Genomic DNA, 11,353 nt, shown 5'->3' on the forward strand with positions numbered 1-11,353 from the left:
CAGCATGAACAAGAAATTCTGGAAGCAGTTCGCCATCGCGCTTGCACTTTTCCTGCTTGGCTACTTTACTTTCAACAGCAAGCTGTTTGCGCAGACGCTGGAGAAGCCCAAGGTCTCCATCGCAGTCGGTGGCAAGAACCTGTTCTACTATCTTCCCCTGACGATCGCCGAGCAGCTCGGGTACTTCAAGGAGGAAGGGCTGCAAGTCGAGATCAGCGATTTCGCCGGCGGCGCGAAGGCGCTCCAGGCCCTGGTCGGCGGCAGCGCGGATGTGGTATCGGGTGCGTATGAGCACACCATCAACATGCAGGCCAAGGGGCAGCCGATCACGGCCTTCGTGTTGCAGGGCCGCGCGCCGCAAATCGTGCTGGCGGTATCGAACAAGGCCATGCCGAACTACAAAACGATCGCGGATCTGAAAGGCAAGAAGATCGGCGTCACCGCGCCGGGTTCATCGACCAACATGATGGCTAATTTCGTACTGGCGAAAGGCGGACTGAAGCCGAGCGACGTATCCTTCATCGGCGTCGGCACTTCGGCCGGCGCGTTGTCGGCGCTGCGTTCGGGACAGATCGACGCGATTGCGAATCTCGACCCGGTCATCACCATGCTGCAGCAAAAGAATGAAATCAAGGTAGTGGCTGACACCCGAACGCTCAAGGACACCAATGAGGTTTTCGGCGGCCCGATGCCGGCCGCCACGCTCTACACCACCGACGCCTTCCTGAAAAAGAATCCGAACACGGCGCAGGCGCTGACGAATGCCATGGTTCGTGCCTTGAAATGGCTGCAGAAAGCCGGCCCCTCGGACATCATCAAGGTCGTGCCGGAAAGCTATCTGCTGGGCGACCGCGGGCTGTACATCGAAGCTTTCCTGAAAGTGCGCGAGGCGATTTCGCCTGACGGCATGATGCCGGAAGCCGGACCGAAGACCGCGCTGAAGACCTTGCAGGCATTTGAGCCTCAACTCGCCGGCAAGAACATCGATTTGTCGAAGACCTACACCAACGATTTCGCGAAGAAGGCAAACGCGAAATACAAGTAAGGTCCTGTCCGGCAGCATTGCGGACCACTTCGTCCGGAGACGACAATCGATGATTCCTGCGCTTTCGCTCGACAACATTACCTGCACGTTCATTTCCAGGGACGACCGCTCGCAGCGTTACACGGCGGTCGCCGACACGACAGTCCATGTCGCGCCGGGGGAGTTCGTGTCGATTGTCGGTCCCACCGGTTGCGGCAAGTCCACCCTGTTGAATCTGGGCGCAGGACTTCTTCAAGCTTCATCGGGTAGCGTCAAGGTGTTCGGAGAAACGCTGGACGGAATTAACCGTCGTGCGGGATACATGTTCCAGGCGGAGGCATTGATGCCGTGGCGCAGCGCCCTGCAGAACGTGATCGCCGGCCTGCAGTTTCGTGGCATGGATGAAGCACAGGCGCGCGGGCTCGGTGAGGAGTGGCTGACGCGGGTCGGCTTGCAGGGCTTTGGAGACCGCTACCCGCATCAACTGTCGGGCGGCATGCGCAAGCGCGTCGCCCTCGCGCAAACACTGATTCTCGATCCCGACATCATCCTGATGGACGAACCGTTTTCCGCGCTCGACATCCAGACGCGCCAGTTGATGGAAAACGAAGTGCTCGAATTGTGGAGCGCGAAGAAAAAGGCGGTGCTATTCATTACTCACGACCTGGACGAGGCAATCGCCATGTCGGATCGCGTCGTCGTCCTGTCCGCCGGGCCGCGCACGCATCCCATCGGAGAATTCCGGATTGATCTGCCGCGTCCGCGCGACGTCGCCGAGATTCGCACGCATCCGCGCTTTGTTGAATTGCATGCGCGAATCTGGGATGTCTTGCGCGAAGAAGTGCTGAAGGGATATCAGCAGCAGAAGGTGCGCGCTTGACCGATTCAGAAACTTCTCGCCGGAAGAAGAGGGCCTTGTCCGACTTCAAAGCATAATCATGTGGCGCATTCTCAAACCAAATCATAAAAATCTTCGCGTCTGGCAGGCATTCGTCCTGGTTGCCTTCTTCGCCATCTGGCATGTCGCCACGCGCGATCCGCAGGCAGCATTCTTCTTCGGCGAACCGCTCAAGGTACTGGCCCGGGTCTGGGAGTGGTTCACCGTCGGCAGCGGCAGCCTCGAGGTGGGAATTGGTGACGCGACCTGGTTCACCCTGAGTTTTCCTGCCGAGATTTATTCGCATCTGCTGGTGACCCTGGCCGAAACCCTGCTCGCGTTCGGCATCGGCACAGCGCTCGGACTCGGCTTCGGGCTGTGGCTGGCTTTGTCGCCGGTCGCATCCGCGATTCTCGATCCCTATATCAAGGCAGCCAACTCGATGCCGCGCGTGATTCTTGCACCGATTTTCTCCATGTGGTTCGGCCTAGGCATCTGGTCGAAAGTGGCGTTGTCGGTCACGCTGGTGTTTTTCATCGTGTTTTTCAACGTCTATCAGGGCGTGAAGGAAGTGAGTCCGGTCGTGCTTGCCAATGCGCGCATGCTGGGCGCCAGCCGGCGGCAATTACTGCGTCACGTGTACCTGCCATCCGCCATGTCGTGGGTGTTCTCCAGCCTGCATACCTCGGTGGGGCTGGCCTTCGTCGGCGCAATCGTCGGCGAGTACCTCGGCTCCGCGCGCGGAGTCGGCTATCTGATCCTGCAGGCCGAAGGCACGTTCGATATCAATACCGTCTTTGCGGGGATTCTGGTGCTGACCGCATTTGCGCTGGTGTTGGATGGCATGGTGGGTGTCATTGAGCGACGCCTGATGAAATGGCAGCCGAAGTCCGGTGAAACCGAAAAGATGTAAAGCAAGTCCTGCATCCGCCTGTCCAATTGAACGTTACTTCTCCAAAAGCCCGCGCAGCGTGGACACACCGCGCTTGATCTCCGCCTCGGGGATGGACGCAAATCCGAGCAACAGACCCGAGACGCGGCTTCCCAGTCCCGCTACCTCCTGATCGGCGTTATAAAACTGCGATAGCGCGCGCAGCTCGATGCCGTGCGGAAGGGCCGTGCGCGTCAGCATCTGGTCATTGCGCTTGCGCCGGAACCGGACCGGGAGATGCAGGCCGGCATCGGCGGGACCGATGTGAAACTCGTCCGGCATATGTGCGGCAATGGCGTCGAGCAAGGTGGCGCGCCGTTCGGCATAAACTTCCCTGGTGCGCTTGATGTGGCGGCTGAAGTGGCCTTCCGCAATAAAGTCGGCAAGCACCATCTGCGGCCCGATCGCGGTATGCCGGTCGAGGATGGCCTTGCCTTGTGCGAATGCCTCCGCGAGTGCCGGCGGAGCCACGATATAACCAAGGCGCAGGCCCGGAAACAGCACTTTCGACAACGTGCCGACGTAGATGACGCATCCGGCCTTGTCCAGGCTTTGCAGCGAGGCGATCGGCGGCCCGGTGTAGCGGTATTCGCTGTCGTAGTCGTCTTCCACCACCCACATTCTTTTCTCCGCTGCCCATGCCAGCAATTCAAGCCGGCGCTGCAGGCTCATTGTCACGCCGAGCGGAAGCTGGTGCGAGGGCGTGACATAGGTCAGCTTTGCATCAGGATGCATGGCTGCGCCGAAGGACACGGAAAGTCCTTCATCGTCGATCGGGATATGGCACACGTGCGCTTGGGCGGCCCGCAGCGATGCATTGATTCCGCGATATCCGGGCTCCTCCACCCACGAGGCATCGCCGGGCGACAGCAGCAGGCTGGCAATCAGGAACAATGCCTGCTGCGAACCGGACGTGATGATGATCTGCTCCGGCGCGCAATGGACGCCGCGTGCCGCGCCCAAGTACGCGGCCAGTCCTTCGCGCAAAGGATGAAAGCCGGCCGCGTCTCCGTATCCCAGCTCATGCGGCGTATGACGCCAGCGCCGCGCCTCCAGCCGTGCCCAGACATCGAATGGAAACACGTCCAGCCCCGGCATGCCGATGCGGAAGGCTTTGGGCACGCCTGAGTGGTAGTTGAGCACCGCTTGCGGTCCGACGAAACATTGCCCGCGTGCGGAGAGCGGTCGGAGCATCTGAGGCCGGGCGGCGACGCCATGCAACCGGGATTTGGGCGCGATGGGAAGGCTGGCGCTGACGAAGGTTCCTCGCCCGACCGTGCCCGACAGGTATCCCTCCGCCATCAGTTGTGCATAGGCGTTCAGCACTGTCTGGCGCGACACGCGCAACTGCGATGCAAGTTCGCGCGTCGGCGGCAATTGCATGCCGGGGCCGATCGTGCCGGCCAGAATGGTTTGCTTGACCGCCTCATACAGCTGGCGAAACATCGGCGCGGATGCCGTTGGATCGAGCTGCAGACTGGCGAGCGATTGGGCGAGATGCATGGTCATGCTGTTTCTGAAATTGGTATTTTAAAAATAGCATTTATTGGCTATTTAAGAAAGCCAAAGCAGGAGATATGCTGCGGTAAATCGGACTGGAAAAGGAAAGACATGGCATCCATTTCATATCGCACTAATGCTCGCATTTCGCCGGAACAGCTGGCTGAGATATTTCACCGTTCCGGAATTCGCCGGCCGGTTGACGACCTTGCCCGGATGGAGGCCATGCTTGCGCATGCGAACCTGCTGATCACCGCCTGGGATGGCGAGCAATTGGTCGGTGTTGCGCGCGCATTGACCGATTTCAGCTATTGTTGTTACCTGTCCGACCTTGCCGTCGACCAATCGCATCAGAGGCGCGGGATAGGTGCGGCGCTGGTGGAGCAGGTGCGACGTGCGATCGGCGAAAAGTCCATGCTGCTCCTGCTTGCAGCGCCGGAGGCCATGCAGTACTACCCGAAGATCGGGTTTGAGCCGGTGCCGAATGGATGGATTATCAAGCGCGCCGCATAAGCAATTTCATCGGGGATTTATATGCATACTTACGAAGCGAAGGTTTCCTGGAAGCGCCAGGATCAGAAATTTGTCGACAATCGCTACAGCCGCGGGCATGCATGGCATTTTGATGGCGGCGCGGTCGTGCCCGCCTCCTCGTCGCCCTACGTCGTGCCCGTGCCGATGTCAATCGCTGCCAATGTCGATCCGGAGGAGGCGCTGGTTGCTGCAACTTCCAGTTGTCACATGTTGTTCTTCCTGTCGATTGCGGCAGCACGGGGTTTTGTGGTGGACTGTTATGAAGACAAGGCTGTGGGTGTGATGGAAAAGAACGGTGAAGGAAAACTCGCCATGACACGCATTACACTGCGCCCGGAAATCGCGTTCGGCGGCGAGCGCGCACCCACGCAGGAGGAACTCGACGCGATTCATCATGCCTCGCATGCGCAGTGTTACATTGCGAATTCGATCAGGGCCGACGTCCTGGTCGAGCCCGCATGAGTGTCGCCGCTTGATCCGCGTTTTGATGAGGACCACATGTACCTTCAACAGCAATTCGAAGAAACCCGATTGGACGTGTTGCACGGCCTGATGAAGTCGCATCCGCTCGCCACGCTCGTGGTGCAGTCCGCATCCGGGTTCGTCGTGAACCACATACCGCTTCTCGTGTGCAGCCCGGACGGCGAACTCGGAACCTTGCGCGGGCATGTCGCGCGTGCCAACCCGGTTTGGCAGCAGCTGGCGGACACTGTGCACGCCGTCGCAGTCTTTCAGGGGCCGGAGTCCTACATCACGCCCTCGTGGTATCCAAGCAAGCATACCGACGGCAAGGCGGTGCCGACCTGGAACTACGCTGTGGTGCATGCGCACGGTATTCCACGTGCGATCGACGATGCGGACTGGCTGCTCAATCACTTGAGAGAAATGTCCGACGAGCACGAACGGACCCAAGCTTTGCCGTGGAAGATTTCCGATGCGCCGGCAGACTTCATTGATCGCCTCGTCGAAGCGATCGTCGGTATTGAAATCCCCATTGCCAGGATCGAAGGTAAATGGAAGGTGAGCCAGAATCGTCCGGTGGGGGACAGGCTGGGCGTTGCGGCGGGATTGCGTGCACGCGGCGACGATCGTTCGCATGCCATGGCGGATCTTGTGATGCAGCGCGCGTGAGAGGCGGCAGGGAAACGCTGAGGATCGTTTCGGGAGCGCTATGTGGCGTGCCCCGGCGCACGCCATGGCTTACAGCCCATCCTCGTGTTTCAGCGTAGCGCTTCCACCATTTTTTCAAGCTTCACTGCATCGGCGCAGAACAGGCGGATGCCTTCAGCCAGCTTCTCGGTACCCATTGCGTCTTCGTTCAGCATGAAGCGGAAAGCTTTCTCGTCAAGGTTCAGCTTCTGGATATTGGCCGACTGCGCATCTTCCAGGCTCAGTCGCCGCGTGACCGGCGCTTCGCTCTCGGCAAGTTTTTGCAGAAGCTCAGGGCTGATGGTCAGCAGGTCGCAGCCGGCCAGTTCCGTGATTTGCGAGGTGTTGCGGAAACTGGCGCCCATGACTTCGGTCTTGTAGCCGAACTTGCGGTAATACTGATAGATCCGCTTGACCGATTGCACGCCCGGGTCGTCCGCACCGGTGTAATCCTGGCCGGTGGACTTTTTGTACCAATCGTAGATGCGTCCGACGAAGGGCGAGATGAGTTGCACATTCGCTTCCGCACAGGCAATCGCCTGCGGCAGTGCGAACAGCAGCGTCATGTTGCAGCGGATCCCTTCTTTTTCCAGCACCTGCGCGGCACGAATGCCTTCCCAGGTCGATGCGATCTTGATCAGAACGCGTTCGCGCGAAATTCCCGCTGCTTCATACAGCGCGATCAGTGCGCGGCCCTTGTCGATCGTGCCCTGCGTATCGAAGGACAGGCGCGCATCGGTTTCGGTCGATACCCGTCCAGGGACCAGTTTCAAAATCTCCAGACCGAACGCTACCAGCAAGCGGTCGATCACCTCGGCGGTCGGTTTCCGTACATGGTCGTGCACCGCTTTTTCCAGCAGCGGCTTGTATTCATCCTTTTGCACGGCCTTGAGGATCAGCGACGGGTTGGTCGTAGCGTCGCGCGGCGCAAACGCCTTCATCGACTGGAAATCGCCGGTGTCGGCGACGATGGTGGTGTATTGCTTGAGTTGTTCGAGCTGGTTCATGAAAAATCCGGCGAAGAGGAAGCGACAATCTTCAATGATAACCGGATCGACCGCCGGCCGGTTAGACCTGTATCAGCCTGGAAGCTCAGATTTTGGGCGGATGCCTGAGGAAGGAGTCGAACTGCATATCGAGTTTTTGTAGCGCCTTTTGCGCATTTTGCATCTTCTTGCGGAATTCCGGGCCGCCCTTGAGCGCCAGACCGACTGCGAGAATGTCGATTACCACCAGATGCGCCAGGCGAGCCGAAATCGGCGTGTAGGGGTCGATGTTGAAGCTGAGGTCGATCGGCACGAGCGCCGTTGCCAGATCGGCCAGCGGCGTCCCGCTCGGCGTCAGCGCGATTACATCCGCTCCGACTCGCCTCGCCAGTTGCACGCTGTGAAGCAGTGAGGTGCTGTTGCCGCGTTGCGAGATGGCGACAACGGTATCGCCTTTTTTCATGAGCGCCGCAGAGATTGCATGAATATGCGGGTCGGCATATGCCACCGTGTGCACGCCGGAGCGGAAGAATTTGTGCTGCGCATCTGCCGCCACGATGCCGGATGTGCCTTGACCCCAGAATTCGATCTTGCTGGAGCGCGACAGGATATCGAGCGCCTTTTCGATCGCTGCGGGATGCAGGTTGTTGCGCAGGTCGAGCAGGGCATTGATGGAGCGGCTGCAAATCTTGTTGACGAGGTCTGCCGCGAGATCGCTTTGCAGAGGCAGTTCGTCTGCATGCGGCACCGCCAGCGCCAGCGTCTGCGCCAGTTTCAGCTTGAAGTCCTGCCAGCCGTCGTAACCCAGCGCGCGGCAAAAGCGCACCACGGTCGGCTCGGATACCTGCGCGTTTTTGGCGAGCGCGGTGATGTTTCCCGCCACCGCGAGGTCGGGATTCTTGAGTACCGCGATGGCGACCTTTTTTTCCGATTTGGATAATGTGTCGATCTGGGTCTTGATGGAGTCGAGCAGCATGGGCGATCTATGAATGTCTTCCGGCAGGCAGATTATAGTTGCCCGTTACAGCTCAGGAAGCGCTTCTTCACGCCATTGCAATCCATCGCGACTGATCAGCGCGCTGGAAGCGGCCGGCCCCCAGGTGCCCGAAGCGTAGGGTAGCGGCTCGTCGCCTTCCTGTTCCCAGTAATTCAGGATTGGCTCGACCCATTCCCATGCAGCTTCCAGTTCGTCGCTGCGCATGAACAGGGTGAGTTGACCGCGCAGCACGTCCAGCAACAGGCGTTCGTAGGCTTCCATGCGCGGCATCTTGAAGGTTTCGCGGAAATCCAGTTCCAGCTCCACCGGACGCAGGCGCATGCCGTCGCCCGGAGTTTTTGCCATCAGGTTGAGCTGCAGGCCTTCGTCGGGCTGCAGCCGGATGATCAGGCTGTTCGGCTGGAAGCTGCTGTTTGGCTGCGCGAAGATCGAATGCGGAATGGTCTTGAAGCGCACCACGATTTCCGCGAGCTGGTCCGCCATGCGCTTGCCGGTGCGCAGGAAGAACGGCACCCCAGCCCAGCGCCAGGTGTCGATCTCTGCCTTGAGCGCGACGAAGGTTTCCGTGCGCGAATGCGGATTGGCCTGCGGCTCCTTGCGATAACCGGGAACCGCTACCCCCTCCACATGGCCGGAGCGGTACTGACCGCGAATGACGTTCTGCGCGAGCGTGTGCGGCGTGAAGCGCTTGAGCGAGCGCAGCACCTTCAGCTTTTCGTCGCGCACGGCATTCGGCGTGGCCGATACGGGCGGCTCCATTGCGACGATGCACAGCAATTGCAGCAGGTGGTTCTGCAGCATGTCCCGCAGCGCACCGGCGGTTTCGTAATATTCCATGCGATTGCCGACACCGATCTCTTCCGCGATGGTGATCTGCACGTCGGAGATCCATTCGCGCCGCCACAAGGGTTCGAACAGCACATTGCCGAACCGGAGAGCCAAGAGGTTCTGCACCGTTTCCTTGCCGAGATAGTGGTCGATGCGGAAGATCTGCGACTCGGAAAAGAAGCGGCCGACTTCGGCGTTGATCTGCTTGGCGCTGCTGAGATCGCGGCCCAGCGGCTTTTCCAGTACGACGCGCGACTCGGGCGTGGCAAGTCCGCATTCGGCGAGATTCTGGCAAATTCTTGCGAACAGGCTCGGCGGAGTCGCGAGGTAGAACACGCGAGTGATGGCAGGGTCCTTGCGCATTGCCTTGGTCAGTGCCGCATACGTCTTGCCGTCGGTCGCATCCAGCGACACGTAATCAATATGGGCGCAAAACGCATCCCATGCCGTCTGGTTGAATGTCTCTCTTGGAATATGCGGTTTGGCGTTCTCGTCGACCGCTTTCAGGAATTCATCGCGGCTCCATTCATGCCGCCCCACGCAGATGATGCGGGCGGTGGAGGGCAGGTCGTTGACGCGGTTGCGGCTATAGAGCGCGGGCAATAGCTTGCGCATCGCGAGGTCGCCGCTGCCGCCGAACAAGACCAGATCGAAATCGTGAAGGGCCATGATGTGAAGTGATTTAGGTAAACAAAATCCGGCTCGGTAATGAGCTATTCATTGTAGTCTGCTTGTTGCCATTGTCGATGCGCGGAAACCGCGCCGCCTGGTCGACAATCGAGAACTTTATTCGGACAACGCGGCTTTGGCTCGCGCAATCAGTGCGTTCGTCGAGCTGTCATGCGCGTCCGGGCGGGGAGTGCCGGTCAGTTCCGGCTCAATGTTTTTCGCCAGCACCTTGCCCAATTCCACGCCCCATTGATCGAAACTATTGATACCCCAGATTGCACCTTGCACGAACACCTTGTGTTCGTAGAGTGCAATCAATGCTCCCAGCGTTGCCGGCGCCAATTCGTCCATCAGAATGGTGTTGCTCGGGCGGTTTCCGGGGAAGATCTTGTGCGGCCGCAGCGCTTCGATCTCTTTGTCAGAGAGGTGTTGCGCGCGCAGGTCGGCGCGTACTTCCTCGGTGTTCTTGCCGCGCATGAAGGCTTCCGATTGTGCAAAACAATTTGCGAGAAGAACCGTATGGTGACCCGACAGGTCGTGCATGGGTTTCAGCGCGGCGATGAAATCGACAGGAATGATATCCGTACCGAGATGCAGCAGCTGAAAATAGGCATGCTGGCCATTCGTGCCGACGTCGCCCCATACAACCGGGCAGGTCTGCACTGAGAGCGTTACGCCGTCAGCCGCCACGCGCTTGCCATTGCTTTCCATCTCAAGTTGCTGCAGGTAGGCGGGAAACCGGTTCAGGTCCTGATGATAGGGAGCGATCGACAAAGATGTGGTGCCAAAGAAATTGCGATACCAGACGCCGATCATGCCCATGATCACCGGCATGTTGCGCTCGAGTGGCGCGGTGCGGAAATGCTGGTCCATCGCGTGGGCGCCGCCGAGGAATTCGCTGAAGGCGTCGAAGCCGATCGCCAGCGCAAGCGGCAAGCCGATCGCCGACCAGATCGAATAGCGTCCGCCTACCCAGTCCCAGAACGGGAACATGTTGTCGGGATCGATGCCGAATTCGCGCACTGCTTCGACGTTGGTGGAAACCGCGACAAAGTGTTTCGGCAGATCGGCTGCAACATGGCGGCTGAGAAACCATTCGCGAGCCGACTGCGCGTTCATCATCGTCTCCCTTGTGGTAAAGGTTTTGGAGGCGATAATGAATAGCGTGGTCGCTGGATTGACCTTCGACAACACCGCATCGAGGTCGTGCCCGTCGACATTGGAGACGAAGTGCATGGTCAGACGCGGGTGCGTGAAAGGCCGCAAGGCGCGGCAAGCCATGGCCGGACCAAGGTCCGAGCCGCCGATGCCGATATTGACGATGTCCGTGATGGCGCGACCGGTCGCGCCGAGCCAGGCGCCCGACCGTACGCGCTCTGTGAACGCCTGCATATGATCGAGGACGGCATGAACCTCCGGGAGTACATCCTGTCCATCCACGACCAGCGTCGCACTGCGCGGCATGCGCAAAGCAGTATGGAGGGCCGAACGATGTTCGGTGACGTTGATTCTCTCGCCGCTGAACATGGCGTCCCTCTTCTGCTCCAGGCCGCGTTCGCGCGCGAGTTGAAACAGCAATTGCATGGTCGTATCGTTCAGCCGGTTCTTCGAATAGTCGAGCAGCAAACCTGCTGCTTCCGTGGAGAAACGGTCAAAACGGTCCGGCTGGCCGGAGAAAAGGGTCCGCATCTGCCAGTTCTTCGCTTCGGCGTAGTGCGAGGAAAGCGCATGGAAGGCGGCGGCATCGGTAAGGTTGATTTCGCGCATGTCGAGCAGGGTTTCCAAAAAAGTCAATTTATTCAACTATACAACATTTTTTGGTAAATTCACTACAAAATATTAAACATGTTTTGTGGCT

11 protein-coding genes are annotated in these 11,353 nt (G+C 59.3%); 6 read left to right on the top strand and 5 right to left on the bottom strand.

Features of this window, described 5'->3' with window-relative positions:
- The first annotated feature begins 4 nt into the window (after positions 1–4).
- From VJ651_RS04615 to VJ651_RS04625, 3 genes are read left to right on the top strand one after another with little or no spacing between them, the layout of a single operon-like run.
- Positions 5–1,045 (top strand): ABC transporter substrate-binding protein, encoded by a 1,041-nt coding sequence (locus tag VJ651_RS04615; RefSeq protein ID WP_324106302.1) that lies wholly within the window; start codon positions 5–7, stop codon positions 1,043–1,045.
- Positions 1,046–1,094: 49 nt separating this feature from the next.
- Complete coding sequence (locus VJ651_RS04620; RefSeq protein WP_324106303.1) at positions 1,095–1,904, top strand: ABC transporter ATP-binding protein; 810 nt, start codon at positions 1,095–1,097, stop codon at positions 1,902–1,904.
- A 58-nt stretch (positions 1,905–1,962) separates the two neighbouring features.
- Complete coding sequence (locus tag VJ651_RS04625; RefSeq protein ID WP_324106304.1) at positions 1,963–2,814, top strand: ABC transporter permease; 852 nt, start codon at positions 1,963–1,965, stop codon at positions 2,812–2,814.
- A 33-nt stretch (positions 2,815–2,847) separates the two neighbouring features.
- Here VJ651_RS04625 and VJ651_RS04630 read toward each other — a convergent pair whose 3' ends face one another.
- Positions 2,848–4,341, bottom strand: a complete 1,494-nt coding sequence (locus VJ651_RS04630) for a PLP-dependent aminotransferase family protein (protein ID WP_324106305.1) — start codon at positions 4,339–4,341, stop codon at positions 2,848–2,850.
- Here VJ651_RS04630 and VJ651_RS04635 point away from each other — a divergent pair.
- The 3 genes from VJ651_RS04635 to VJ651_RS04645 are packed head-to-tail and all read left to right on the top strand — an operon-like array spanning position 4,330 to position 5,997.
- A complete protein-coding gene (locus VJ651_RS04635; protein ID WP_324106393.1) occupies positions 4,330–4,845 on the top strand; it encodes a GNAT family N-acetyltransferase in 516 nt (171 codons plus the stop codon). The genes VJ651_RS04630 and VJ651_RS04635 overlap by 12 nt on opposite strands.
- A gap of 21 nt (positions 4,846–4,866) precedes the next feature.
- The gene (locus VJ651_RS04640; protein WP_324106306.1) at positions 4,867–5,328 is read left to right on the top strand and encodes an OsmC family protein; all 462 of its coding nucleotides are present in this window, start codon (positions 4,867–4,869) and stop codon (positions 5,326–5,328) included.
- A gap of 36 nt (positions 5,329–5,364) precedes the next feature.
- A complete protein-coding gene (locus VJ651_RS04645; protein ID WP_324106307.1) occupies positions 5,365–5,997 on the top strand; it encodes an FMN-binding negative transcriptional regulator in 633 nt (210 codons plus the stop codon).
- A gap of 89 nt (positions 5,998–6,086) precedes the next feature.
- Here the strand turns inward: VJ651_RS04645 and tal are convergent, their stop codons facing one another.
- The 4 genes from tal to pgi all read right to left on the bottom strand — a co-directional run bounded on the left by tal (position 6,087) and on the right by pgi (position 11,262).
- Complete coding sequence (gene tal / locus VJ651_RS04650) at positions 6,087–7,022, bottom strand: transaldolase (protein ID WP_324106308.1); 936 nt, start codon at positions 7,020–7,022, stop codon at positions 6,087–6,089.
- Positions 7,023–7,107: 85 nt separating this feature from the next.
- Entirely contained in the window at positions 7,108–7,977 is an 870-nt protein-coding gene (locus VJ651_RS04655) for an SIS domain-containing protein (protein WP_324106309.1), read from the bottom strand.
- A 45-nt stretch (positions 7,978–8,022) separates the two neighbouring features.
- Positions 8,023–9,495: a glucose-6-phosphate dehydrogenase gene (gene zwf / locus VJ651_RS04660; RefSeq protein ID WP_324106310.1), complete on the bottom strand. Its 1,473-nt coding sequence runs from the start codon at positions 9,493–9,495 to the stop codon at positions 8,023–8,025.
- Between the two features lie 117 nt (positions 9,496–9,612).
- Positions 9,613–11,262, bottom strand: coding sequence for a glucose-6-phosphate isomerase (gene pgi / locus VJ651_RS04665; protein ID WP_324106394.1), 1,650 nt, complete (start codon positions 11,260–11,262; stop codon positions 9,613–9,615).
- Between the last annotated feature and the right edge of the window lie 91 nt (positions 11,263–11,353).

Source organism: Noviherbaspirillum sp., assembly GCF_035254865.1.
Classification (GTDB): domain Bacteria; phylum Pseudomonadota; class Gammaproteobacteria; order Burkholderiales; family Burkholderiaceae_D; genus Noviherbaspirillum.

Excerpts from the sequence above, each read along its gene's own strand:
- VJ651_RS04640 (WP_324106306.1), top strand. The coding sequence starts at position 4,867 with ATGCATACTTACGAAGCGAAGGTTTCCTGGAAGCGCCAGGATCAGAAA.
- VJ651_RS04620 (WP_324106303.1), top strand. The coding sequence starts at position 1,095 with ATGATTCCTGCGCTTTCGCTCGACAACATTACCTGCACGTTCATTTCC.
- VJ651_RS04635 (WP_324106393.1), top strand. The coding sequence starts at position 4,330 with ATGCATGGTCATGCTGTTTCTGAAATTGGTATTTTAAAAATAGCATTT.
- pgi (WP_324106394.1), bottom strand. The coding sequence starts at position 11,262 with ATGCGCGAAATCAACCTTACCGATGCCGCCGCCTTCCATGCGCTTTCC.
- VJ651_RS04655 (WP_324106309.1), bottom strand. The coding sequence starts at position 7,977 with ATGCTGCTCGACTCCATCAAGACCCAGATCGACACATTATCCAAATCG.
- VJ651_RS04630 (WP_324106305.1), bottom strand. The coding sequence starts at position 4,341 with ATGACCATGCATCTCGCCCAATCGCTCGCCAGTCTGCAGCTCGATCCA.
- VJ651_RS04615 (WP_324106302.1), top strand. The coding sequence starts at position 5 with ATGAACAAGAAATTCTGGAAGCAGTTCGCCATCGCGCTTGCACTTTTC.
- VJ651_RS04645 (WP_324106307.1), top strand. The coding sequence starts at position 5,365 with ATGTACCTTCAACAGCAATTCGAAGAAACCCGATTGGACGTGTTGCAC.
- tal (WP_324106308.1), bottom strand. The coding sequence starts at position 7,022 with ATGAACCAGCTCGAACAACTCAAGCAATACACCACCATCGTCGCCGAC.
- zwf (WP_324106310.1), bottom strand. The coding sequence starts at position 9,495 with ATGGCCCTTCACGATTTCGATCTGGTCTTGTTCGGCGGCAGCGGCGAC.
- VJ651_RS04625 (WP_324106304.1), top strand. The coding sequence starts at position 1,963 with ATGTGGCGCATTCTCAAACCAAATCATAAAAATCTTCGCGTCTGGCAG.